The organism is Mycolicibacterium chubuense (genome assembly GCF_001044255.1).
Taxonomy (GTDB): Bacteria; Actinomycetota; Actinomycetes; order Mycobacteriales; family Mycobacteriaceae; genus Mycobacterium; species Mycobacterium chubuense.
In genome coordinates, this window is sequence record NZ_JYNX01000039.1 from 1 (window position 1) to 24360 (window position 24360).

Genomic DNA, 24360 nt, shown 5'->3' on the forward strand with positions numbered 1-24360 from the left:
CCCACGTCTGAAGCTCGGTACCGGGCGGGCGGCTCGGCGGCTCGTCGGCGGTGGATCCACTGGTGGGTTCGGCGCCGCCCCCGGGGGTGGCTTCGGCGCGGATCCGGTCGCGTTGACGTCCGCCGACACACCGATGGACACGCCCGAGGCGGCGGCGTTCGGCGACGGGGTCGCGGTGCGGCTGCCCGACGGGACCGTGGTGATGGCGCCGAACGCGGTGGCCGCCAGCGCGGTGCGGCATGCCCTGACCCAACTCGGCGTGCCGTATCAGTGGGGCGGGACGACGCCGGGCCAGGGCCTGGACTGCAGCGGTCTGACGCAGTGGGCGTACCGCGAGGCGGGGCTGACCTTGCCGCGGTTGGCCCAGGAGCAGGACATCGGCGCGGCCGTGGCGCCCGGGTCGCTGCTGCCCGGCGACCTCGCGGTGTGGGACGGCCACGTCGCGATGATCGTGGGCGACGGCACGATGATCGAGGCCGGTGACCCGGTCAAGCTCTCGCCGATCAGGACGACGAACCTGAGTCAGGGGTTCCAGGGGTTCTGGCGGCCGACCGCGTAGGTGCCCCTACCGGCAACCGCCCGCGTACTGGCGGGCCAACTGGTCGACCCAGAGTTCCGCGGCGATCGGGTCATAGGGCGGCCCCGCTACCACGACCAGCTCGTCGACGCCGATGTCGTCCAGCTTCATGAGGTTCGCGGGGGCCGACTCCTTCAGGGAGACCGACACCTTCAGGTCGCCGAAATCGCGGCCGGCCTCGCGACACATCCTGCGCAACACCGACACCCGCTCGGCGACCTCCTCCACATCGGCGAGGTTGAAGCCGTACCACCCGTCTCCCCACTCGGCTACGCGCCGCAGGGCCTCGTCGGAGTTGCCGCCACAGATCACCGGGATCCAGCGCCGCACCGGCTTGGGATTGACGCGCACACGGTCGAAGGAGACGAACTCGCCAGTGAAGGTCGACACGTCATCGCGCCACAGCGTGCGCATGGCCGCCACATACTCTTCGGTGCGCCGGGCGCGCCGCGCGAACGGCACTCCCAGCGCGTCGAACTCCTCGCGTGACCAGCCGACCCCGATGCCCAGCGAGAACCGCCGACCGCCGCTGAGGCTATCCAGGGAGGCCGCCCGCTTGGCGGTGATGACCGGGTTGTGTTCGGGCAGCAGCAGCACACCCGTCGCCAGCCCGATCCGGTTGGTGGCAGCCGCCGCGAAGCTCAACGCGATCAGGGGATCCAGCCAGTCGGCGTCCGCCGGGACCGCCATCCGGCCGTCGGCATCGTAGGGATATATCGAGGACGGCTCATCGACCATGACAACGTGCTCGCCGATCCACAACGTCGCGAAGCCCGATCGTTCGGCAGCCGCAGCGACCGCATCGATCACAGGTCGGGAAGCTCCTGCGCCGATGCCCAGACCGTGTAGACCGAGACTGACCACATGCTGATCGTGGCAGCACTGCTCATCCAGCCGAGCGACGATCGGGTTGCGATACGTTAACGACTACGGTGAGCGTCACAAGTCGGCTGTCGGCCAAGAGCTGGCGCACGTCGCGGATTTCCGCTTCGCGGCCGACGAAGCTGGTGTAGTTCCCCTCATCCCGCAGCTGGACCTCTCCCGTATGCACACACGCCCGTGAAGTGATCACGGTGACGTGTGCCGCACCGTCCGCGAGGACGGCATCAAACCACGCGCCTGCACTACAAGCAGCTGTTCTTCGACCCCTAGAGCCCCTCAGGGGATTCGTGCAGAAGGCCCTCGGCTTCCGCCAGAGTCGTCGTGCAGATCGGCACACAGAAAGACCACCGCGTGTGCGCCCACGCGGTACGTCGTACCCGGGATGGGTTGTGCGCTAGCGAGATCTGCGACGTCGTCGGGTGGGTCGAGCGCGGTGTCGACGATGCGGCGCCACGGCAGGTCTGGTTCGGCCACATCTGGCAACTCGAAATCCACCGGCGCTTCGGAACTGTTGAGCATCGCATGCACCATCCGCGTACCGATGACGCTCCGGACGGTGAGCGCCAGTGTGTGGGAATCGTCTGACCAGTCGGGTTGATAGAGGCGACAGCCGTGGAACTGCACCAACGATCGGGTCAGGAACTCCCGCAACGGCAGCCCGTGCATCACCTGCGTCATGTCGAGTTCGAGCCGCACGTCGATCAGCTTCTCCGTGAATCGGCGGACGTCGGCGTGCCGATCCGGCAATGACCAGTCGAACCAGGTCATCTCGTTGTCCTGGCAGTACGGATTGTTGTTTCCCAGCTGGGTTCGACGAACCTCGTCACCCATGACGATCATCGGCACACCCATGGCAATCAGCGTGATACCGAGCAGATTCTTGACCAACCGCGTCCGGAGACGCTCGATCTCGGGATCATCGGAGGGACCCTCAACGCCGCAATTGACGGAGTAGTTCTCGTCAGTACCGTCGGTGTTGCCGGAAAGGTTGGCCTCGTTGTGTTTTCGGGCATAGCAGACGAGGTCGTTGAGGGTGAAACCGTCGTGGCAGGCGACGAAGTTGATGCTGTGCTCGACCTCGGCGGGGCGACTGCCGAACAGGTCCGGACTGCCGAGCAGCCTGTTGGGAAGCAGCGCCACGGTGCCTCGGTCACCGCGCACGAACCTGCGGAGGTCGTCACGAAACTTGCCGTTCCACTCCCGCCAGCGATCGCCGACGAAAGACCCGAGTTGGTAAAGCCCCGCGACGTCCCAGGCCTCCGCGATCACCTTCGTGCCGGCCAGCACGGGGTCACTCTCGATCTCCCAGATGATGGGTGGATCGGCCATGGGAGCGCCGCGCTCGTCGCGCGTCATAGCCGAGGCGAGGTCGAACCGAAAGCCGTCCACATGCATCTGGTCCACCCAGTGATGCACCGCGTCGACGATCATGCGTCGCACCACAGAGTTGTTGGCATTGATGGTGTTTCCGCACCCGGTGAAGTCCAGGTACCTCGCGGGGTTCACCGGATCGAGGATGTAATAGGTCTCGTTGTCCAGCCCGCGCCAGCAGAACGTGGGACCGTCGGGGCCGTCCTCGGCCGTGTGGTTGAACACCACGTCCAGGATCACCTCGATGCCGGCTCGGTGCAGTTCCTTGACCATGGTCCGGAACTCGTTCAAGGCGTCTACCGGATCACCGGTCGAGGCGTATGCGGCATGTGGGGCGAAAAACGACACCGGGCTGTAGCCCCAGTAGTTGACCAGACCCGCGGGTGCGTCCTGCGGATCGAAAGCCAGAACCGGCATCAACTCCACCGCCGTGATGCCCAACGAGCGCAGGTAGGGAATCTTGGTCACCAGCCCGGCGTAGGTACCGGCCAGCTCAGGCCCGAGCCCGCTGTTCGGGTGGGCGGTGAAGCCCCGGACGTGAAGTTCGTAGATGACGGTGCGCGCGAACGGCCGCCCCAAGGGGACATCTCCTTCCCAATCGTAGCCAGACAGATCGCACACGACGCTCTTCATCGCCGTACGCGTATCGCGATCCGCGCGCGCCTCAGCCATCCGGTCGTAGGCCGCCGGCACCGCCACCGCGAGGCCGTACGGATCAAGGAGGATGGCCGAGGAGTCTCCGACGCGCCACGCGTAGACCTGGCCCTGCCCGACGTCGGGCACGAACACGTGCCAGTAGTAGGCGGTCCGGTTCCGCATGCGGTCGAGGCGTATCACGCGCTCCGGCCGCGCGTCGTCCACGTCGTCGAACAGCAGCAGTTCGAGCGCCCCCTTGGTGCGCGACCACACCGAGAAGTTGGTGCCGCCGTCGATCCGACGGGCACCCAAAGGATACGCGCGGCCCGCGGCCGCACTTCGATCCATCGCTTCATTGTGGACCGAGTCGGGCCGCCAGTGGCGACCCAGACGAAACTCACCTTGGCGATCTCGAACAGGTGATGCGGCACGTGGTGAGCGGCATCCGGGATGCCGCTGCCGCGAAACACCGCCCCCCATCATCCCAGGATCGGAAAGCGACGCCGTGCTGCGAGTCCGTCGAGGCCCGCTTGCATCGCGGCCCTGACATACTCGTCGACCTCGCCCACGTTCGGGTTCTCCCCGAAGCGCGCCTCGATGTCGATCGGGGGCAACACCTGCGTGACGATTTTGGTGGGGAGCGGAATGTTGATCGGAAGTACCACGCTGAGGCCGAACGGGAATCCGACGGTGACAGGCAGGATATTCGTCCGAAAGAGCTTGCGCTCCAGGGCTGTCAGCCGCAGCGCACGCGCCAGCCACGTCCCCCTGGTGAGGTAGAACTGGTTCTCCTGACCGCCGATGGACACCGCGGGAACGATGGGAACGCCGGCCTCGATCGCGGTGGTCACATAGCCGGTCCTTCCGCCGAAGTCGATGACGTTCTCGCGCAGGGTCGGGCGGTAGACGTCGTAATCACCGCCGGGAAAGACCAACACCGGGGCCCCGGTCGCGAGTGCCTCGGCGGCGTGCTCGGGCGTCGCTCGGATGACACCGGTCCGCTCGAAGAAGTCGGCAACCGGTCCGCGGAAGAAGTTGTCGTGCGCGAGGACGTAGAGCGGCCGGTCGTATCCGAACGCCATGTAGTAGTCGACCGCGATCACCGACAGGTCGAAGGTGACGATCCCGCCGGAGTGGTTCGCCACCACCAGGGACGGTCCGGCCGGTATGTTCTCCAAACCCATGACCTGAGAGCGGAAGTACGTCTTGACAATCAGGCGGGTCAGATCCACGACGCGGCGGGTCAGATCCCCGTCCCACTTCGCGACCGCCGAAGTCGAGTCAGCCATCGGCTCACCCCGTCATCATGTTCCCGCCGTGACCGCCGTGGCCCCGTGCACAGTGGCACTCTGCGGGTCTGCCCGACGGGCTGATGTTACGCCGCCTCCGCGACCGGAGGCGAATGTTCGCTGTCGCGCTTCGAATGAGATCCGCGAGGGTCACGCCAACCGGTGCCCAAAGACTCTAGCTCCGGCCACCCGCCGGGCCGATTATCAAGTGATCCAACGATTCCGATCTCAGGAGGGCGCCATGACTGAAACCACCTCAAAGAACAAGTCCGACGCCGCCGCGACCGCCCACACGGTGGCCGAGCGCGCGGCTGGTTTGTCCGACGACGTGCTCAGATCGGTCGAAGCCGGCCAGCGGGCCGCAATCGAGGCGGTGCGCAAGTTCGTCGATACCGTCGACGAAGCGCTTCCCGCCAAGGAGGATCACCCGGCGCGGCGCGAAACCGTGATCGACGCGGCCCTGGACATGGCCGACCGACTCGTCACCACGCAGTACGAGTTCCTGCGCAGCGTCGTCCACAGCGCAGATCGATCGCTGCGCAAATCCGACGACTCGCACAGCTGACATGGCTGATCGCACCGAGCTGGCCGAACTGGCCGACCAGGTCGCCGCGGCGCTCCTGAAGGCCATCGCCAGTGCCGCGCCGAAGAGCCAGTCAACGGATGGGGTGCTGCATTTGGCGCAGGCTTACGCGCTGGTCGTCTCGGCCGAGTCCGACAAGGCACCACAGCCTCCGATCACAGCGAACTGACTGTCCGCGCGGCTCAGTCGTAGAGACGTGCGATGACGTCGGCGGAGTTCTTCACGATGACGTTGCGCTTCGCTTTCAGACTCGGCGTGAGATCGCCTGCGGCGATCGACAGTTCGCGATCGAGGATCGCGAAACGCTTGATCTGCTCCCACCGGTTGAGTTGCTCGTTGAGACTGTCGACATACCCGGCGATCAACTCCCGCGTCGCGTCGTGCCGCGCGATGTCAGCGAAGGACAGGTCGCCCAGACCGTTCCTGGCCGCCCAGTCGGCGATCGCCTCGCTGTCCAGACTCACCAGCGCCACACAGTAGGGCCGCTCCTCGCCGTCCACGATCATCTCGCTGACGTACGGGCACACGGCCTTGAACGCCGCCGCAACCGCCGACGGCGCCACGTACTTCCCCTGAGATGTCTTGAACAGGTCCTTCTTCCGGTCGGTGATACGCAGGAAGCCGTCGTCGTCGAGTGCTCCGACGTCACCGGTGCAGAACCAGCCATCCGCATCGAGCGCTTCGGCGGTGGCGGCCGGCAGATCGTGATAACCGGTCATCACACCCGGACTGCGCAGCAGGATCTCGCCGTCATCGGCGATCCTGGCTTCCGTGCCGGGAAAGGGCAGTCCGACGGTGCCGAAGCGATAAGCGTTGGGCCGGTTGATGAACGATGCCGCCGCCGTCTCGGTGAGGCCGTAGCCCTCGAGCACGATGATGCCGACCGCGTCGAACCACTGCGCGATGTCGTGGTTCAGCGGCGCCGCGGCCGAGACGAAGAACCTCAACCGGCCGCCGAATCGCTGCCGGATCGTCGAGAACACCAACCGGTCGGCGAGCGCGTGCTGCACCGCCAGCATCGGCGACAGGCTCCGGCGTTCCTCCCTGGCCTTCGACGCCTGGACTCCCACGCCGATCGCCCAGTCGAAGATGCGCTTCTTGATCCCGCCTTCGTCGGTGATCATGTTCTGGATCCGGGCGTGTGCCTTCTCGAAGATCCTGGGCGCGGCGGCCATGAACGTCGGGTGCACGGTCGCGAGGTTGTCCACGATCCTGTCGACCCGACCGTCGATCGCCGTCGGGAAGCCGACGATCAGCGGCAGCGCGAGCATCACCTTGCCGAACGCGTGGGCCAACGGCAACCACAGGAAGTTCAGGTCGTCGGCGCTCAGGAGGCCCAGGTCGTCGATGGCCGCGGCGGTGTACGTCCACGCGCGGTGAGGAAGGCGCACCCCTTTGGGACGGCCGGTGGTTCCCGAGGTGTAGATGATGCTGGCCAGGTGGTCGGGCCGGATGGCGTTCACCCTCTGCTCGATGACGTCGGCAGACTCGGCGAGCAGTCGCCCACCGAGTGCCTCGAGTTCGTCGAGCGTGATCACGAAGTCGCCGTCGCCCTGCCGATTGATGGGGCCGTCGATGATCACGACCTTGCGCACGTCGGGCAACTCCGCGCGGTGCTCGAGCAGCTTGTCGACCTGTGTCTGGTCTTCGGCGACCACGACGCGACTTCCCGAGTTGGCGACGATGAACGCGACATCGCGGGCATTGGTCGTCGGATAGACGGTGGTGGTGGCGGCACCGGCACACAGCACCGCGAAGTCGACCAGCACCCAGTCGTAGCGCGTCGACGAGGCCAGCGCGACCCGATCCTCGGGGGCCACGCCCAAGGCGACCAACCCGGCCGCGATGGACCGGACGCGATCCCCCACCTGCTGCCACGTGACGGTCGTCCAGCCGCCGTTGCCGGGGAACCGGAACGCCTCGGCATGCGGGGTGGCCGCGACGCGGTCGCGGAACAGGTGTGCGACGGACGGCGCCTGGTCGCAGATCGTGCCGATGTCGGCTGTGCTCGGCCTTGCCACGTCTTGAACGTAGGTACGACGCTTCGTGGTGCTGTAGAGGACAAAGACACCGATCTGATGGGGCTGCGCTCCAGGGCGTGTCGTTAGGCTGTGCCGCATGGCTGCAGACATCGTGCCGATCGGGCTGAGCTTGACCAAGGGCGACGTGTACACCCTGTGGGCGCCGCGGTGGCGCGCCGACGGCGACGAATGGGAGGCGTTCCTCGGTAAGGACGAGGACCTCTATGTCTTCGACACGGTCGCGGACCTGGCGGCGTTCGTCCGGACCAGCACCGACAACGACCTCGTCGACCACCCCGCGTGGGAGAAGCTGACCGAGGCCAACGCGCATTCGCTGACGCCCGCAGAGGAGCACTCCTACGACCTCGCCGGCTTCGAGGAGATCCTGTCGAACAAGCCGACCGACGACAGTGTGCGCACGCTGCACCGCGCCCTGGCGGTCGTGTCGTCGATCGGGTCGGTGTGCGAGATGCCCGCCGTCACGAAGTTCTTCAACGGCAACCCGGTGCTCGGCACCGTCGGCGGCGGAGCCGAGGCCTACGCCGGCCGCGCCGGGCGCAAGCGGTGGGCCGAGATCGAGAAGATCATCAACCGCGGGTGGGACCCCGTGATCGAGGCGCTCGACGAGATCATCACCAAGCCCGAGGTCGACGCCGCAGCCGTCCAGAAGGCACAGGAAGAACTCGACGCGCCGGCCCCCGAGATCGACGAGGACGACGTGGTGATCGACGACATCGTCGACACCGAGGAGGAGGCCGACGAGCTGACCGCGGTCGCCGAGACCAAGGTGCTCGGCAGCGACGAGGACTTCTGGGCGCGCGTCGGCATCGACCCGGTCCGCATCATGACCAGCGGCGGCACCTTCTTCACGCTGCGCTGTTACCTCGACGACCGGCCCATCTTCCTGGGCCGCAACGGGCGCATCAGCGTCTTCGGCTCCGAGCGGGCGCTGGCGCGCTATCTCGCCGACGAGCACGACCACGACCTGTCCGACCTGGCCACCTACGACGACATCCGCACCGCCGCCACCGACGGCTCGCTGCGCGTCGAGGTCACCGACGACAACATCTACGTGCTGTCCGGGATCGTCGACGACCTCGCCGAGGGCCCCGACGCACTCGATCACGACCAGCTCGAGCTAGCGGTCGAGCTGCTGCGCGACATCGCCGACTACGCCGACGACACCAACGTGGCGGCCAAGCTCGACAAGAACACCGCGCTGGGCCGGCTGATCTCCTACTCGCTGGACCCGGCGTCGGTGTCACGGCCGAACGCGCCCTACGCCGAGGCCGTCACCCAGTGGGAGTCGCTGGAGCGGTTCGTCGAATCCCGTCTGCGGTCCGAGTGATTTGGGCGTCGTTGGTCGCGCTGACGTTGACCAACGACGCCGAAATCGTTAACCGATGAGGACGGCGTAGCGGGGTTTGATGACCTCATCGATGATCGCCAGCCGCTCGTCGAAGGCGATGAACGCCGACTTCATCGCGTTGATCGTGAACCGCTCGAGATCGCTCCACCCGTAGCCGAACGCCTCCACCAACCGCAGCATCTCCAGGCTCATCGTGGTGTCACTCATCAGCCGGTTGTCGGTGTTGACGGTGACCCGGAACCGCAGCCGGGCCAGCCGGTCGAACGGATGCTCGGCGATGCTGCCCACCGCGCCGGTCTGCACGTTCGAGCTCGGGCACATCTCGAACGGGATGCGCTTGTCCCGCAGCAGCGACGCCAGCCTGCCCAGTTGCGCGGCGCCGTCCTCGTCGACGGTGATGTCGTCGACGATGCGGACGCCGTGGCCGAGCCGGTCGGCGCCGCAGAACGCGATCGCCTCGTGGATGGACGGCAGCCCGAACGCCTCGCCGGCGTGGATGGTGAAGCGCGCGTTGTTGCTGCGCATGTACTCGAACGCGTCGAGGTGCCGGGTGGGCGGGTAGCCCGCCTCGGCGCCGGCGATGTCGAAGCCCACCACACCCTTGTCGCGGAACCGGATGGCCAGCGCCGCGATCTCGCGCGAGCGTGCGGCGTGGCGCATCGCCGTGACCAGGCACCGCACCACGATCGTGTGGCCCTGCGCCGCGGCCGCCTTCTCCCCGTCGGCGAACCCGGCCAGCACCGCGTCGACGACGGCGTCCAGCGACAGTCCCCCGTCGATGTGCAGTTCGGGAGCGAACCGGATCTCGGCGTAGACGACGTTGTCGCGGGCCAGGTCCTCGACGCATTCCAACGCCACCCGGTGCAGGGCGTCGGGGGTCTGCATGACGCCGACGGTGTGAGCGAACGGCTCGAGGTAGCGAACCAGCGAGCCGCTGTGCGCGGCGGTGCGGAAGAACGTCGCGAGCGCGTCGACGTCGTGGGCGGGCAGCTGGTCGTAGCCGTACTCCTCAGCCAGGTCGAGCACCGTCTCCGGACGCAGCCCCCCGTCGAGGTGGTCGTGCAGCAGCGCCTTGGGCGCCTGCCGGATGGTCTGCAGCGTCAACGGTGTCGTCATCTGGCTCTCCTCACGTGATCCGGTCGATAATCAGCGGCCGCGTCGGGGGCGCCTGGTCACCCACGCTCCAGGCGCCGTCGAGTTCGGACAGTGCGGAGGCGAAGCGCTCCGGGGTGTCGGTGTAGAGCGTGAAGAGCGCCTCACCGGCGGCGACGGGTTCACCCGGCCTGCGGTGGATGCGCATCCCGGCGCCGAACTGCACGCGCTCACCCGGGGCCGAGCGGCCCGCCCCGAGCCGCCACACCGCCAGTCCCACGGCCATTGCGTCGATGTCTCCCATCGTGCCACCGCGGGGCGCCGTGACGGTCTCACTGTGGGCACCGATCGGCAACGGCGCCTCGAGGTCGCCGCCCTGGGCGGCGATCAGCGCGCGGAACCGGTCCATCGCCGAGCCGTCGCGCAAGGTCTGCGCCGGGTCGACGGCGTCCAGGCCGGCCGCGTCGCACATCTCCCGCGCCAGCGCGACCGTCAGCTCGACGACGTCGTCCGGGCCGCCGCCGGCCAGCACGTCGAGCGACTCGGCGACCTCGACCGCGTTGCCGACCGTCCGTCCGAGCGGCACCTCCATGTCGGTCAGCAGCGCCCGGGTCGTCAGCCCGTGCTCGCGGCCGAGGTCGACCATCGTGCGGGCCAGCTCGCGGGACTCGGCCTCGGTGGCGAGGAACGCCCCCGAGCCCACCTTGGTGTCGAGCACCAGCGCCGCGGCGCCCTCCGCGATCTTCTTGCTCATCACCGAGCTCGCGATCAGCGGCAGCGATTCGGTGGTGCCGGTGACGTCGCGCAGCGCGTAGATCTTGCGGTCCGCGGGAGCCAGCTCGCCGGCGGCGAAGATGGCCGCCCCGGTCTCGCGGAGTTGTTGGCGGATCTGGGTTTTCGTGATCTCGGCGGTGAAGCCCGCGATGGACTCGAGCTTGTCGAGGGTGCCCCCGGTGTGGCCCAGGCCGCGTCCGGCAGCCTGCGGAACCGCACCCCCGCAGGCCATCACGACCGGCACCAGCGGGATGGTGATCTTGTCCCCGACCCCGCCGGTGGAGTGTTTGTCCACGGTCGGGCGACCGACGTCGGAGAAGTCGAACCGCTCCCCCGACGCCACCATCGCGGCGGTCCAGCGCGCGATCTCGTGCCCGGACATCCCGCGCAGGAAGATCGCCATCAGCAGCGCCGCCATCTGACCGTCGGTCACCCGGTCGTGGGTGTAGGCGTCGATCACCCAGTCGATCGCCGCGTCGGACAGCGTCCCGCCGTCGCGCTTGGTCCGGATGACCGACGGAGCGTCCAGATGCGCGCCGAAGGTGTTCGGGGTCACGGTGTTTCCTCGCCCGCCGCACGGGCCAGATCGTCGGGTCCGAACGCGTCGGGCAGCAGCTCCCCCAGCGGCCGGGGTCCCGAGGGGTGGTCGATGAGCATGGCCGCTCCCCCGTGCTCGAACAGCACCTGGCGGCACCGGCCACACGGCATCAGCAGCTCCCCGTCGGGCCCCACACACGACAGCGCGACCAGCCGTCCGCCGCCTCCGGAGACCAGGGCGCAGACCACTGCGCACTCCGCACAGAGACCCAGGCCATATGAGACATTTTCCACATTGCATCCGGTCACTATTCGGTAATCGTCGGCCAGCGCGGCCGCTCCGACCCGAAACCGCGAGTAGGGCGCGTAGGCATGCTTGGATACCTCGATGGCGTTGCGGCGCAACGCATCCCAGTTGATTTCGATGGTCACGTCAGGCCCTTTCGGCCGGTTCTGAATCCATTCCGAACCCATCGATTCCGAACCGGCAGTATCAGATAGGACACCCTAATTTCGGCCGCTGGACGTGGGCATACGCCCACACGCTAGTTCGTTCGACAGTACAAAGGAGATTAGAGTCGCCCCGAGGTTGGAGATCCTTGTCCACGGGCAAGTCTCCGGGCGTCCACCGATGGCGTTGGAGGGACACATGAGTACGGCGACATCATCAGAGTCCGGCATAGCCGCACCGCGCTCGCAGCCGTCGCGCCGGCGCACCCTGTACCGCGGGGATCCCGCGATGTGGTCGTGGGTTCTGCACCGGATCACCGGCGCCTCGATCTTCTTTTTCATGTTCGTCCACGTGACCGACACCGCCCTGGTGCGGGTCAGTCCGGAGGCCTACAACCAGATCATCGACACCTACAAGACTCCGATCATCGGCCTGATGGAGATCGGCCTGGTGGTGGCGGTGCTCTTCCACGCGCTCAACGGCGTGCGGGTGATCCTGATCGACTTCTGGTCCGAGGGGCCGCGCCACCAGCGCACGATGCTGTGGGTGGTGGCGGGCGTCTTCCTGGCGATCATCATCCCGACCGTTGCCGTGATCGGCATGCACATGGTGGAGCGTTTCCTGTGACCGCGACCGTCCGGGGCGAGAACCCCTACGACCACATCTCCGACAGGGGCGGCGACGCTCCGGTCATGCTGCGCAGCAAGGACCGGCCCCCGAGCCTGGACAACCCGCGTGCACCCCGGCGCAGGAGCGGCATGCCCAACTTCGAGAAGTACGCGTGGCTGTACATGCGCTTCTCGGGACTGGTGCTGATCTTCCTGGTGCTCGGCCACCTGTTCATCGGCCTGGTGTGGGACGGCGGCGTCTACCGGATCGACTTCAACTACGTCGCGCAGCGCTGGGACTCGCCGTTCTGGCAGACCTGGGATCTCGCGATGCTGTGGCTGGCGCAATTGCACGGCGGCAACGGCATGCGCACGATCATCGCCGACTACAGCCGCAAGGGTTCCACCAAGTTCTGGCTCAACACGATTCTCGCAGTGTCGCTCGTCTTCACGCTGGTGCTCGGCACCTATGTGCTGGTGACGTTCGACGCGTCCATCTCGTGATCTCGTCCGGCAGGGAGTGACTGTGATTACCGAACATCGCTATGACGTGGTGATCGTCGGCGCCGGCGGCGCCGGCATGCGCGCCGCCGTGGAGGCCGGCCCGCGGGTCCGCACCGCGGTGCTGACCAAGCTGTACCCGACCCGGTCGCACACCGGCGCGGCGCAGGGCGGCATGTGCGCCGCACTGGCCAACGTCGAAGAGGACAACTGGGAGTGGCACACCTTCGACACCGTCAAGGGCGGTGACTACCTGGCCGACCAGGACGCCGTCGAGATCATGGCCAAGGAGGCCATCGACGCGGTGCTCGACCTCGAGAAGATGGGGATGCCGTTCAACCGCACCCCCGAGGGCCGCATCGACCAGCGCCGCTTCGGTGGGCACACCCGCGACCACGGCAAGGCCCCGGTGCGGCGCGCGTGTTACGCCGCCGACCGCACCGGCCACATGATCCTGCAGACGCTGTACCAGAACTGCGTCAAGCACGACGTCGAGTTCTTCAACGAGTTCTACGCGCTCGACATCGCGATGACCGAGACGCCGTCGGGCCCGGTGGCCACCGGCGTCATCGCCTACGAACTGGCCACCGGTGACATCCACGTCTTCCACGCCAAGGCGATCGTGTTCGCCACCGGCGGCTCCGGCCGGATGTACAAGACCACGTCGAACGCGCACACGCTCACCGGCGACGGCCTGGGCATCGTCTTCCGCAAGGGACTTCCGTTGGAGGACATGGAGTTCCACCAGTTCCACCCGACGGGTCTGGCGGGCCTGGGCATCCTCATCTCCGAAGCCGTGCGCGGCGAGGGCGGCCGCCTGCTCAACGGCGAGGGCGAGCGGTTCATGGAGCGCTACGCGCCCACGATCGTCGACCTCGCGCCCCGCGACATCGTGGCCCGTTCGATGGTGCTCGAGGTGCTCGAAGGCCGCGGCGCCGGGCCGAACAAGGACTACGTCTACATCGACGTGCGCCACCTCGGCGAGGACGTGCTCGAGGCCAAGCTGCCCGACATCACCGAGTTCGCCCGCACCTACCTGGGCGTCGACCCGGTCAAGGAACTGGTGCCCGTCTACCCCACGTGCCACTACGTGATGGGCGGCATCCCGACCACCGTCAACGGACAGGTGCTCCGGGACAACACGACCGTCGTGCCGGGCCTCTACGCCGCCGGCGAGTGCGCGTGCGTGTCCGTCCACGGCGCCAACCGACTGGGCACCAACTCGCTGCTCGACATCAACGTGTTCGGCCGCCGCGCCGGCATCGCCGCCGCGAATTACGCACTCGGACACGACTTCGTCGAGATGCCGGACAAGCCCGCCGAGATGGTGGTCGGCTGGGTCGGCGACATCCTCTCCGAGCACGGCAACGAGCGCGTCGCCGACATCCGCGGTGCCCTGCAGCAGTCGATGGACAACAACGCCGCGGTGTTCCGCACCGAGGAGACGCTCAAGCAGGCGCTCACCGACATCCACGCGCTCAAGGAGCGGTACGCGCGGATCACGGTGCAGGACAAGGGCAAGCGTTACAACAGCGACCTGCTGGAGGCGATCGAGCTCGGCTTCCTGCTCGAGCTCGCCGAGGTGACGGTCGTGGGTGCGCTCAACCGCAAGGAGTCGCGCGGCGGGCACGCCCGCGAGGACTACCCCAATCGCGACGACACCAACTACATGCGCCACACCATGGCGTACAAGGAAGGAACGGAGCTGCTCAGCGACATCCGGCTCGACTACAAGCCGGTGGTGCAGACGCGCTACGAGCCGATGGAACGGAAGTACTGATGAGCGCACCAGTTCTCGACAAGCAGGACACCCCGCCCGTTCCCGAGGGCGCGGTGATGGTGACCCTGAAGATCGCGCGGTTCAACCCCGAGTCGCCCGACGACGCGGGCTGGCAGAGCTTCCGGGTGCCGTGCCTGCCGAGCGACCGGCTGCTCAACCTGCTGCACTACGTGAAGTGGTACCTCGACGGCACGTTGACGTTCCGCCGGTCGTGCGCCCACGGGGTGTGCGGGTCGGATGCGATGCGCATCAACGGCGTCAACCGGCTGGCGTGCAAGGTCCTGATGCGCGACATGCTGCCGAAGAACCCGAACAAGCAGCTCACCATCACGATCGAGCCGATCCGCGGCCTGCCGGTGGAGAAGGACCTCGTCGTCGACATGGAGCCGTTCTTCGACGCCTACCGGGCGATCAAGCCGTACCTGATCACGTCGGGTAATCAGCCCACCCGCGAGCGCATCCAGAGCCAGACCGACCGCGCCCGCTACGACGACACCACCAAGTGCATCCTGTGCGCCTGCTGCACCACCAGCTGCCCGGTGTACTGGAGCGAGGGGTCCTACTTCGGTCCGGCGGCGATCGTCAACGCGCACCGGTTCATCTTCGACAGCCGTGACGAGGGTGCCGCCGAGCGCCTCGACATCCTCAACGACGTCGACGGGGTGTGGCGCTGCCGCACCACGTTCAACTGCACCGAGTCCTGCCCGCGCGGCATCGAGGTGACCAAGGCCATCCAAGAGGTCAAGCGCGCGTTGATGTTCGCGCGCTAGGCGATTTCGGCGTAGTTCGTCACGCCTGCGTTGACGAACGACACCGAAATCACGACTCCGCGGCGCGCTCTGCGACCTGTTCGTCGTAGTACCGCAGGATCACCGCCACGGCGGCGGCCACCGGTACCGCGAGGAACGCCCCGATCACGCCGAACGTCGAGGCGCCCAGCGTCACCGCGAGCAGCACGATCACCGCGTGCAGCTTCATCGACTTCGCCTGCAGCCACGGCTGCAGCACGTTGCCCTCGAGCTGCTGCACCGCCACGATGATCGCCAGCACGATCAGCGCGTTCACCGGACCGTTGGCGACCAGCGCGATGAGCACCGCCAACCCGCCGGCGACGAAGGCGCCCACGATCGGCACGAAGCCGCCGATGAACGTCAGGATCGCCAGCGCGTAGGCCAGCGGCACACCGAGGATCACGAGCCCGATCCCGATCAGCACCGCGTCGATCAGGCTGACGATGGCCTGCGTCCGGATGAACCCGCCCAGGGTGGCCCACACCCGCTCGAGTATCGTCGCGACGTGCGGCGCCGCGGGCAGCCCTACGGTGCGGCGCAGCCACGGGAGGAAGCCCGGCCCGTCCTTGAGCAGGAAGAACGTCACCACCACCGCGGTGAAGAAGGTGACCAGCGCCGACGTCGCGGCGCCGACGCCGGTGAACAGTCCCGAGGCGATCTTGGCGCTGCTGGAGTTCAGGGTGTCGTTGATCGCGTCGACCGCCGAATTCAGTTGTGCGTCACTGATGTTCAGCGGCGGCCCGTCCAGCCAGTCCCGCACCTGCACGACGCCGGCGGTGGCCTGCTCGGCGAGCTCGGCGGCCTGGTCGACGATCGCGGGCGCGACCGCGGCGATGACACCCGCCACGACGACGATCGCCGCGGCGAGCACCAGCAGGACCGCGACCGCCGGCGGGACGCCTCTGCCGCGCAGCCAGCGCACGGGCGGCCACAGCACCGTGCACGCGATCAGCGCCAGCACCACCGGCAGCAGGATCACCCACGTCTTGCCCACCACCCACGAAAGCACCCACAGCGCCGCGGCCACCGCGACGAGTTGCACCGCCGCGGTCGCCGCCGACCTCAGGTGCGCGCTGTAGACCGGCCCTCGACGCGTGACGTCCGTGGTGTTGTCCTGCACCAGCCCTTTCTACCCAACGCCGCGGATTTCACCGCCAACGGCGGGCGAGGAAGTCGCGGATCAGCTCCGTCACCTCGGGCAGGTCGCTCTCGAGCAGGAAGTGCCCGCCGTCGCGGAGATGAATCTCCGGGTCGACGGCGTCCTCGGCGAACGCGCGGGCACCGTCCGGGCCGAAGAAGGGATCCTTGTCACCCCAGACCGCCAGCAGCGGAACCGAACTCGTGCGCAGGTAGTCGTGCAGGACGGGATAGAGCCGGGGATTGCTGGCGTAGTCCAGGAACAGCGCGAGCTGGATCGCGTCGTTGCCGGGACGCGACAGCAGGGCGTAGTCGTGGTGCCAGGTGTCGGGACTGACGACGCTCGGGTCGGGCACGCCCGCGAGGTACTGCATCCGGGTGGCCTCGAAGGACAGGAACTGCCGCAGCAGTCCGGCTGTCTCCGGCGTCTGCTCGCGCTGGTAGTTCCAGACGGCCTCCCAGCCCTCGGGGACGAAGCCCGCGTCGTAGCCGTTGCCGTTCTGGGTGATGATCGCGGTGACGGCGTGCGGATCGCGCAGCGCCAGCCGCCACCCCACCGGGGCGCCGTAGTCCTGTACGTACATCGCGTACGTCGCCACCCCGAGTTGGGCGAGCAGTCCGGCGGTCAGGTCGGCCAGGGCGTCGAAGGTGTAGTCGAACTCCTCGGCCGGCGGCGCATCGGAGTACCCGAACCCCAGGTAGTCGGGCGCGATGACGCGATAGCGGTCGGCCAGCTCCGGGATCAGGTCGCGGAACATGAACGAGCTGGTGGGAAAGCCGTGCAGCAGCACGATGACCGGAGCGTCCGGGTGGCCCGCCTCGCGATAGAAGATCTCGTGGCCGGCCACGGTGGCGTAGCGATGGTGGACCATGACTAACTCCCTTTCGACTTTTTGATGGTTATTCCAGTGAACCCCGCTGCGGTGTAACCTGTCAACAGGAGTTTGGAGGTTAGTCATGGATCTGTACGCGACGACCGCGCGCGACGAAGCACTGCTGCTCGACCTGCTCAACACCACACCGGTCATCGACGGCACCGCCACCGACCTGCTCCCCGACCTCGCCACCGCGGCTGCGTGGTTGGCGGACCACGGCGTCGCCGCCACCGACGACGAACTCGCCGACCTGGTCGCCGCCCGCCAGGAGCTGCAGGCCGTCGTCCGCGGTGACCGCACCTCGTCGGCGCTGCAGCCCTTCCTCGACCGCGTCCGCCTGCATCCCGTCGCCACCGAGGGCGGCATCGACTGGCGGCTGACCGACGCCACCGGCGCCGCCAGGGCCGTCCTCGCCTGGGACGGCCTGCGGATCGCCGGCCCCGGGCGGCTGCGGCCCTGCGCCAACGACGAGTGCCGACTCTTCCTGATCGACCGCAGCAAGCCGAACACCGCCCGGTGGTGTTCGATGGCGATCTGCGGCAACCGGATGAAAGCACGTCGTCACTACCGGCGTACCCACGCGGTCTGATCCTGCATGCTGCTCAGGTGCTGTTGCTGAGCGAGCTGACCGGGACCGCCGTGCACGGGCCCGACGGTCGACCGGTGGGCCGCGTCCTCGACCTGACGGTCAGCCTCGCCGATCCGAGCCCGCTGCCGCTGATCGACCGCGTGCTGATCCGGCCGTCACACCCGCCGGACCTGCTGGTGCCGTGGTCAGCGGTGTCGGCGGTGCAGCAGGGCGCGCTGTCGGTCGCCGCCGATCCGGCCGGCTACGCGATCGGATCGGTGTCCGCCGCCCTCGACGACGACGAGATCCTGCTGGGACGCGACGTCCTCGACACCCAGATCGTCGACATCGGCGAACAGCGACTGGCCCGGGTCGCCGACGTGGTGCTCGCCCGCACGCCGGACGGGCACGTGGAGGTCGTCGGCGCGGAGGTCGGGTTCGGCGCCGTGCTGCGACGACTCGGCCTGCGCCGGCTGGCCGCCCGCGCCGGTCCGGACGCCGTCGCCTGGAGCGATCTGCACCTGACCTCCGAACGCGGCCACGCGGTGCAACTCGCAACCCCGCGGTCGGCGGTGCACCACCTCGACGCCCGCGCCCTCGCCACACTGGTGAGCCGGCTGGACACCGATGCGGCCACCGAGGTGCTCACGGCGCGGGATCCGTCCGCGGCCGCCGAGGTGGTCCGCGTCGGCCCCGCGGCCGTCGGCGAGCGCGTGCTGCGGGCGCTGCCCGACACCACGGCCGCGCAGATCGTCGCCGCCATGCCCGCCGAGCACGCCCGCCACTGGCGCCGCCGGCTCGCCCGCCCCCGCGCCCGGCGGTTCCTGCGCTCGCACGTCTGGCCGCGCCGCGCGTGACCCGACGCAGAGGTCTGGCCCTCGGCGGGCTGATGGCCGTCGTCGGCCCGGGGCTGCTCGCCGGGCTGTCCGACGACGACCCGGCCGGCATCACCACGTACTCGGTGCTCGGCGCCGACCACGGCTATCAGCTGCTGTGGGTACTGCTGCTGTCGACCGTCGCGCTGGTGATGTTCCACGGGCTGGCGGCCCGGATGGGCGTGGTCACCGGCCAGGGCCTGATCGGCCTGGTGCGTCAGCGCTACGGCGTGCGGGTGGGCGGCACGGTGCTGATCGCCCTGGTGATCGCCAACATCGGCACCACGTGTGCCGAATTCGCCGGTATCGCAGCCGGTTTCGAACTGTTCGGGATCAGCCGCTACATCAGCGTGCCCGCCACCGCGGTGATCGTGTCGATGCTGGTGCTGCGCGGCAGTTTTCACCGCGTCGAGCACGTGCTGCTGGCGTTGTCGACGGTGTTCCTCGCCTACATCGCCTCGGGCGTGCTGGCCCGGCCGGACTGGGGCGCCGCCGCGAAGGGTCTGGTGGTGCCGAGCATGCCGATGAACGGCGCGACGATCGCGATCGTGACCGCGACCGTCGGGACGACGCTGGCGCCCTGGGGGTTGTCGTTCATCCAGTCCTATGCGGTCGACAAGAAGCTGCGCACCGAGGATCTGGCGCTCGAGCGCATCGACGTGGTGACCGGGGCGGTGCTCACCGGCGTGATCGGGTTCTTCGTCGTGGTGGCGTGCGCCGCGACGCTGCACCGCGAGGGCCGCTCGATCACCGATGCCGCCGACGCCGCGGTCGCGCTGCAGCCGCTGGCCGGCGACACCGCGGCCACGCTGTTCGCCGTCGGCCTGATCTGCGCGGCGCTGCTGGCCGCCTCCGTGCTGCCGCTCTCGACGGCCTACTCGGTGTGCGAATACGCCGGCGTCGAAGCGGCGCTGGACGATCCGATCAGTGAGGCGCGCACGTTCTACGTCTCCTTCGGTCTGGTGACCGCGCTGGGCGCAGTCGCCGTGCTCATCCCCGGCGCGCCGCTGGTGACGATCCTGGTGGGCACGCAGGTGCTCAACGCCGTGCTGTTGATCCCTCTGCTGATCGCGATGATCGGCACCGGCCGCGATCGAGACCTGATGGGCGAGTTCACAATCGGCCGCGCAGCCACCATCGCCTATGGCATCACGACGGCGGTGGTGCTGGTCTGTGTGGCGGTACTGGCGGTCGTCACATTCGCGGGATGAGCGTGCGCGAAATCGCGGGTTGGCCCGGCGTGTCGCCCGCAGACCCGCACGCTCGCGGGGAAGGTGAGGTGCCCCCAGCTCGCCGAAGGAAGGTCAGGCGAGGTGGGACACCACGATGTCGGCACCGCGGCGCACGCCGCCTGTGGCGGCGAAGCCGGCGGCGACAGCCTGCGCACCGGCCGTCATCGTCATCGCAGCGCCGATCGCCTTCCGCAGTCGCGGGACGCTGAGGCGGCGGGCCGGCAGCCGGGTCCCGCACCGCGCCACCTGCACCCTGCGCGCCACCTCGAACTGATCACGGCCAAAAGGCACGGCGCAGACCGGGATCCCCCGACCCAGCGCCTTCTGCGTGACGCCCATACCGCCGTGGGTGACCACGCACACCGCACGGTCGAGCACCGCGGAGTGGGGTACGAACCGCGCCAGCGTGACCCCGCGCCGGGTCCGCACCGCGTCGGTGTCGCCGGCCGGGCTGGTCGCGACCACGTGCACCGGCCGGCCGTCGAGTGCGTCGATGGTGGCGCGGATCAGTGCCTCGTCTGCCTGGTGCACCGACGACGTCGTCACCAGCACCACCGGCTGATCGATGTCGTCGAGCCAGGACGGCGGCCGCTGCAGCGACGGATCGAAGGACGCCGGGCCGATCATCGACACCGAGGCGCCCCAGTTGGTGTGCTCGTACTCGAACGGCTTGCCGGTGGCCACCAGCAGGCCGGGCGCCCGGCGCAACAGGTCGTCTGCCGAGCGCACCGGCGCCAGCCCCAGAGCCTCGCGGACCGGACGCATGCCCCGGGCGAGCGGCCGGTCCAACAGCGGCCCGGTGACCAGCCCGATGCCCCAGTCCCGCACCCGGCCCACCGGGCCCCGCATCGGCGCCGCGCCCGCGCCGAACGGCGGCGACCCCGGCGATCGCAGATACGGGACGAACGGGGACAGCACCACCCACGGCCGCGTCTGCGCCTCGGCCGCCGCCATCGCGCCCCAGCAATTCGCGTCGAGAACCATCACATCAGGCTCGACGTCACGCACCGCCGCCTGGAAATCCCCCACCTCCAGCACAGCGCGCCGGGTCAGCACCTCGACGGTGCTGGCGACCGACCGCATCATCGAATCGGTGAACGGGTCGATGCTCTGCAGCGCCTCGATCCCCGGATGCACCGGCGCGGCGGTGAACCCCAGCTCGCCGGCCAGGTCGACGCCCGCGGCCAGCGTCCGGAGGTGCACCTGGTGCCCGCGGGACGCCAACTCCGTCAGCAGGGCACAGAACGGGAACAGGTGCCCCAGGGCGGGCGAGGTGTAGGCCAGTACTACCGCCACGGCGCACCGATCCGCGCCGGGTGCGGCGCCGAATGCCTGTCATGGCGTCTGCGAACACCGCTGAACTGGTCGTCCTGGTCGACGAGGAAGGCCGACCCATCGGCTCGGCCGACAAGATCGGGGTCCACCACGAGTCCACGCCGCTCCACCTGGCGTTCTCCTGCTACCTGTTCGACCAGGCAGGCAACGTGCTGCTGACCCGGCGGGCCCTGCACAAACGCACGTTCCCCGGCATCTGGACGAACTCCTGCTGCGGCCATCCCGCGCCGGACGAGTCGATGCCCGACGCGGTGCAGCGCCGCGTGCGCGAGGAACTCGGGGTCGGCATCGCCGACCTGGAGTGCGTGCTGCCCGATTTCCGCTACTACGCGGTGGCCGCCGACGGCGTGGTGGAGAACGAACTGTGCCCGGTGTATCGCGGCCGCGTCGAAGGTCCGGTGCGCGCCGACCCGGCCGAGGTCATGGACTACGAGTGGGTGCCGTGGGAGCAGGCCTGCAGCGCGGCCCGCCTGCCGTGGGCGATCAGCCCCTGGGCGGTCGAACAGATCCCGCTGCTCGAGGCGGCCGGCGTCGGACAACGCACCTAGTTCCTCAGCTCGAAGAGCCGCTCGGCGTAGGCCAGGTCGTCGCGCCACAGCTTGGTGGCAGCGCGTCGCATCAACGGCCGGATCAGCGGTGCGGCCACCAGCCCCTTGCCGAAGTGGGTGCGGTCGGAGTGGGCGATCACCGCTTCGACGACCGCGGTCCTGGGCCGGCCGTCGGGTCCGGGGCCGAGCGGGGTGGCGTGGGTCTCCACCACACTGCCCTGGCCCTCACCCTCGATGATGCGCATCGACACGGTGCGCGGACCCGGTGTGGTGAACTCCGCGATCACCGGGACGCCGAGGCGGCCGATGCGGAACGTGACGTCGACGACGAAGCGGTCCAGCGCGTCGGGCAGGTCGTCGTCGGCGGGCGGGGCGCTGAGCACCTTGAGCTGCGTGAACGAGTACGGATGGAACCAGGCGCCGTGCCACGGGTCCAGCCGGTTGGAGACCACATCGGCCGGTTCGCACACGCCCTCGAGCCGGGTGACAGCCGAGATCGCGGGTTCACCGGGGCGCGGCATCGGCGGGGGTGCGTCGGCGGCGGCGACGCCGGCGGGATCGGCGTGCTCGTCGAGGCGCACCCAGCACAGCACCCCGTCGTCGTGCGCCGGATACGGCTTCCACGTCCCGTGCCTGCGGTCGGCCAGCCGCAGACCGTGCCACGGGCACACCAGGGTTCCGCACTCCACCGGAGCCGTCGCCAGATCGGCGCCCAGGTGCGGGCAGGCCCGCGGGGCGACCAGCAGTCCGCCGTCGGCGCCCCGCCACGCCACCAGCTCCCGTCCGGCCACCGTGGTGCCCAGCGCCGAGTCGCTGACCGACGAGCTCGCGGCGAACGCGAACCAGTTGCCGCCCGGTTTGCGCTGCGCGCGCCGCAGCGCCGCGGAGATCAACGCGGGATTGGCGTCGGCGTAGGTCGGTGTCTGCGCAGCCCAGTCGATCGCCGGCAGCACCTCGAACGGCCACGCCGCGGCCAGCCTGCCGCGCCACCCCGTCTGCTCGCTCACCGGCCCGCACCTCCGCCCGTCGTCGCCAGGCGCCGCAGCAGCGCCGAGCGTCCCTGGTTGGGCACCGTGTGCAGCGGATGCCCGGCCAGCCCGAAGCGGCCCAGCAGCTCGTTGGCCGCGGCCCACCCCGTCGTCGCGGCGCGTTCCATCAGCGCGACGGGCAGATCGATGCGAATTCCGTCACCCGCCAACATGATTCGCGGATCCGGCGTGCGGACGGTGGGACGGTCGGCGAAGTCGCCAGGCGCGAACCGCGGGCAGTCGCCGCGATGCAGCAGCCGCTCGTCGACGATGGAGGCATCCATCGTTTCAGGGTAGAGATCGTGCATGCGTGCGATCAGCCCGTCCCGGACCGTGTCGAGCGGGTCGGTCACCGAGTAGGCGTGCAGTTCGACGACCGAGCCGCCCGTGCGGGCCGCCCACTGCGCCGCCTCCCGTTCATACCGTTCCACCACACTGACATTGTCCAGCGGCTCCCGCCCGCCCGTCCCGACGAACGCGGCTCGGTCTGCCCGCACGGGGCGGTCCAGCCACAGCCGCAGCACCACGAACGGCGGCGCGGTGCCCATCCCGGCGACCCGGCCGCGCCATGGGGCGTTCCCCAGCCAGGGCGAGGCCGCCACGACGCGCCGCAGCCCGGCGACGTCGGTCGCCAGCACCACGCCGTCGGCGGGCAGCCGGTCCGTCGCCGTCGTCACCGCCAGCCCGCCGTCGTCGGCGAGTGCGTCCACCGCCGCGCCGGTGTGGAAGGTGACCCCGCGGCCCTGGAGGTAGTCGCGCAGCGGATCCCACAGCGCCACATCGAAATTGGCGTTCGCCACGTCGAAGATGAGGCCCTCGCTGGAACCGAGGAAATAGATGTGGAACATCGTGACGAGCTCACCGGCCGACAGCGCCTCGGGCCGGGCGAAGAAGCTGCGCGCGAACACCTCGAACGCCAGGTGTCGCGCGGCGTCGGGGAAGTTGATGTCACGCAGGAACCTCGCGGCGTCACGGTCGTCGAGCAGCCGGTAGGTGTCCGGCACCGACACCGTCGCCAGCGGCGCCGCCGCCTTCGCGTCGAGACGGATCAGGTCGCGCAGCCGGAAGGTGGGACTGCGCAGCGCGAACGCCAGCGCGTTCAGCGGCGGCGTCTGGGGCAGCCCGCGGAACGTGTCCTTGCGCCCGGCGCCGTCGATCAGCGGGTAGTCCTCGACCGGCGTCAGCGCAGCCAGGGCGGGATCCGCGCGCCGCAGCAGCGCGCGCAGGTTGTAGTACTGCCGGAAGAAGGCGTGGAAGCCGCGGTTCATCCCGGTCTGTGAGCCGTCGGACAGCGTTTCGGTCCAGCCGCCCACCCGGCCGCCCAGATAGTCGCACTGCTCGACGACGTCGACGGCGACGCCGCGTTCGGCCAAGCCGGTGGCGGCGGCCAGGCCGGCGATACCGGCTCCGACCACGACGACGCGCGGCCGTTCACCGTGCCCGTTGACCGCGCTGCGCCCCGGATGCCCGGGCCACGTCTGACGGCGCGGATCGGTCATG

24 protein-coding genes are annotated in these 24360 nt (G+C 69.0%); 12 read left to right on the forward strand and 12 right to left on the reverse strand.

Translation table 11 applies throughout. The features are described from left to right. Positions 1–559 (forward strand): C40 family peptidase (locus MCHUDSM44219_RS16425; protein WP_048419329.1); only part of this gene is annotated, 559 nt, incomplete at its 5' end. Positions 560–565: 6 nt separating this feature from the next. Here the strand turns inward: MCHUDSM44219_RS16425 and MCHUDSM44219_RS16430 are convergent. The 3 genes from MCHUDSM44219_RS16430 to MCHUDSM44219_RS16440 form a co-directional block, all read right to left on the reverse strand. Next, positions 566–1441 carry an LLM class F420-dependent oxidoreductase gene (locus MCHUDSM44219_RS16430; protein ID WP_048419330.1) on the reverse strand — a complete coding sequence of 292 codons (876 nt, stop codon included), beginning with the start codon at positions 1439–1441 and terminating at the stop codon, positions 566–568. Positions 1442–1735: 294 nt separating this feature from the next. Next, complete coding sequence (locus tag MCHUDSM44219_RS16435; protein WP_236695489.1) at positions 1736–3946, reverse strand: glycogen debranching protein; 2211 nt, start codon at positions 3944–3946, stop codon at positions 1736–1738. Then, positions 3946–4755 carry a lysophospholipid acyltransferase family protein gene (locus MCHUDSM44219_RS16440; RefSeq protein WP_048419332.1) on the reverse strand — a complete coding sequence of 270 codons (810 nt, stop codon included), beginning with the start codon at positions 4753–4755 and terminating at the stop codon, positions 3946–3948. Before MCHUDSM44219_RS16440 ends, MCHUDSM44219_RS16435 begins: the two co-directional genes overlap by 1 nt. 241 nt (positions 4756–4996) lie before the next feature. On the opposite strand from MCHUDSM44219_RS16440, the gene MCHUDSM44219_RS16445 reads away from it, so the two are divergent. Together MCHUDSM44219_RS16445 and MCHUDSM44219_RS16450 are read left to right on the forward strand one after the other, a co-directional pair. After that, a complete protein-coding gene (locus tag MCHUDSM44219_RS16445; RefSeq protein ID WP_048419333.1) occupies positions 4997–5320 on the forward strand; it encodes a hypothetical protein in 324 nt (107 codons plus the stop codon). 1 nt (position 5321) lies between these two features. Continuing rightward, positions 5322–5507, forward strand: a complete 186-nt coding sequence (locus MCHUDSM44219_RS16450; protein ID WP_048419334.1) for a hypothetical protein — start codon at positions 5322–5324, stop codon at positions 5505–5507. A gap of 13 nt (positions 5508–5520) precedes the next feature. On the opposite strand, the gene MCHUDSM44219_RS16455 is transcribed toward MCHUDSM44219_RS16450, so the two are convergent. Beyond that, complete coding sequence (locus MCHUDSM44219_RS16455) at positions 5521–7359, reverse strand: AMP-dependent synthetase/ligase (protein ID WP_048419335.1); 1839 nt, start codon at positions 7357–7359, stop codon at positions 5521–5523. Positions 7360–7456: 97 nt separating this feature from the next. Between MCHUDSM44219_RS16455 and satS the strand changes: the two genes are divergently transcribed. Next, entirely contained in the window at positions 7457–8707 is a 1251-nt protein-coding gene (gene satS / locus MCHUDSM44219_RS16460) for a protein export chaperone SatS (protein WP_048419336.1), read from the forward strand. A 48-nt stretch (positions 8708–8755) separates the two neighbouring features. Here the strand turns inward: satS and MCHUDSM44219_RS16465 are convergent, their stop codons facing one another. The 3 genes from MCHUDSM44219_RS16465 to MCHUDSM44219_RS16475 are packed head-to-tail and all read right to left on the reverse strand — an operon-like array spanning position 8756 to position 11563. Next, a complete protein-coding gene (locus MCHUDSM44219_RS16465; protein WP_048419337.1) occupies positions 8756–9844 on the reverse strand; it encodes an adenosine deaminase in 1089 nt (362 codons plus the stop codon). Positions 9845–9854: 10 nt separating this feature from the next. Further along, positions 9855–11150 (reverse strand): thymidine phosphorylase, encoded by a 1296-nt coding sequence (locus MCHUDSM44219_RS16470; protein ID WP_048419338.1) that lies wholly within the window; start codon positions 11148–11150, stop codon positions 9855–9857. Continuing rightward, positions 11147–11563, reverse strand: a complete 417-nt coding sequence (locus tag MCHUDSM44219_RS16475; protein ID WP_048419448.1) for a cytidine deaminase — start codon at positions 11561–11563, stop codon at positions 11147–11149. The genes MCHUDSM44219_RS16470 and MCHUDSM44219_RS16475 overlap by 4 nt, the downstream gene beginning before the upstream one ends. Positions 11564–11780: 217 nt before the next feature. On the opposite strand from MCHUDSM44219_RS16475, the gene sdhC reads away from it, so the two are divergent. The 4 genes from sdhC (at position 11781) to MCHUDSM44219_RS16495 (ending at position 15241) form a co-directional block, all read left to right on the forward strand. Then, on the forward strand, positions 11781–12209 hold the full coding sequence (gene sdhC / locus MCHUDSM44219_RS16480) for a succinate dehydrogenase, cytochrome b556 subunit (protein ID WP_082162247.1): 429 nt from the start codon (positions 11781–11783) through the stop codon (positions 12207–12209). A gap of 65 nt (positions 12210–12274) precedes the next feature. Beyond that, positions 12275–12694, forward strand: a complete 420-nt coding sequence (locus MCHUDSM44219_RS16485; RefSeq protein ID WP_048419449.1) for a succinate dehydrogenase hydrophobic membrane anchor subunit — start codon at positions 12275–12277, stop codon at positions 12692–12694. A gap of 22 nt (positions 12695–12716) precedes the next feature. Beyond that, positions 12717–14471 (forward strand): succinate dehydrogenase flavoprotein subunit, encoded by a 1755-nt coding sequence (gene sdhA / locus MCHUDSM44219_RS16490; RefSeq protein WP_048419450.1) that lies wholly within the window; start codon positions 12717–12719, stop codon positions 14469–14471. Then, positions 14471–15241, forward strand: a complete 771-nt coding sequence (locus MCHUDSM44219_RS16495; protein WP_048419340.1) for a succinate dehydrogenase iron-sulfur subunit — start codon at positions 14471–14473, stop codon at positions 15239–15241. The genes sdhA and MCHUDSM44219_RS16495 overlap by 1 nt, the downstream gene beginning before the upstream one ends. Before the next feature lie 49 nt (positions 15242–15290). On the opposite strand, the gene MCHUDSM44219_RS16500 is transcribed toward MCHUDSM44219_RS16495, so the two are convergent. Then, complete coding sequence (locus tag MCHUDSM44219_RS16500) at positions 15291–16382, reverse strand: AI-2E family transporter (protein WP_048419341.1); 1092 nt, start codon at positions 16380–16382, stop codon at positions 15291–15293. Between the two features lie 28 nt (positions 16383–16410). Continuing rightward, entirely contained in the window at positions 16411–17271 is an 861-nt protein-coding gene (locus tag MCHUDSM44219_RS16505; protein ID WP_048419342.1) for an alpha/beta fold hydrolase, read from the reverse strand. 85 nt (positions 17272–17356) lie between these two features. Here MCHUDSM44219_RS16505 and MCHUDSM44219_RS16510 point away from each other — a divergent pair, with 85 nt between their 5' ends. From MCHUDSM44219_RS16510 to MCHUDSM44219_RS16520, 3 genes are read left to right on the forward strand one after another with little or no spacing between them, the layout of a single operon-like run. After that, complete coding sequence (locus MCHUDSM44219_RS16510) at positions 17357–17863, forward strand: CGNR zinc finger domain-containing protein (protein ID WP_048419343.1); 507 nt, start codon at positions 17357–17359, stop codon at positions 17861–17863. Positions 17864–17880: 17 nt separating this feature from the next. Continuing rightward, complete coding sequence (locus MCHUDSM44219_RS16515) at positions 17881–18699, forward strand: magnesium transporter MgtE N-terminal domain-containing protein (RefSeq protein WP_048419344.1); 819 nt, start codon at positions 17881–17883, stop codon at positions 18697–18699. Continuing rightward, positions 18696–19928: an NRAMP family divalent metal transporter gene (locus MCHUDSM44219_RS16520; protein WP_236695490.1), complete on the forward strand. Its 1233-nt coding sequence runs from the start codon at positions 18696–18698 to the stop codon at positions 19926–19928. The genes MCHUDSM44219_RS16515 and MCHUDSM44219_RS16520 overlap by 4 nt, the downstream gene beginning before the upstream one ends. 93 nt (positions 19929–20021) lie before the next feature. Here the strand turns inward: MCHUDSM44219_RS16520 and MCHUDSM44219_RS16525 are convergent, their stop codons facing one another. Further along, on the reverse strand, positions 20022–21245 hold the full coding sequence (locus MCHUDSM44219_RS16525; RefSeq protein ID WP_048419346.1) for a glycosyltransferase: 1224 nt from the start codon (positions 21243–21245) through the stop codon (positions 20022–20024). Between the two features lie 41 nt (positions 21246–21286). Here MCHUDSM44219_RS16525 and idi point away from each other — a divergent pair, with 41 nt between their 5' ends. Beyond that, positions 21287–21832, forward strand: coding sequence for an isopentenyl-diphosphate Delta-isomerase (gene idi / locus MCHUDSM44219_RS16530; protein ID WP_048419347.1), 546 nt, complete (start codon positions 21287–21289; stop codon positions 21830–21832). On the opposite strand, the gene MCHUDSM44219_RS16535 is transcribed toward idi, so the two are convergent. Together MCHUDSM44219_RS16535 and MCHUDSM44219_RS16540 are read right to left on the reverse strand one after the other, a co-directional pair. Beyond that, complete coding sequence (locus MCHUDSM44219_RS16535) at positions 21829–22839, reverse strand: DUF5914 domain-containing protein (RefSeq protein ID WP_048419348.1); 1011 nt, start codon at positions 22837–22839, stop codon at positions 21829–21831. The genes idi and MCHUDSM44219_RS16535 overlap by 4 nt on opposite strands. Then, entirely contained in the window at positions 22836–24359 is a 1524-nt protein-coding gene (locus tag MCHUDSM44219_RS16540; RefSeq protein ID WP_048419349.1) for an FAD-dependent oxidoreductase, read from the reverse strand. The genes MCHUDSM44219_RS16535 and MCHUDSM44219_RS16540 overlap by 4 nt, the downstream gene beginning before the upstream one ends. Position 24360: the final 1 nt, after the last annotated feature.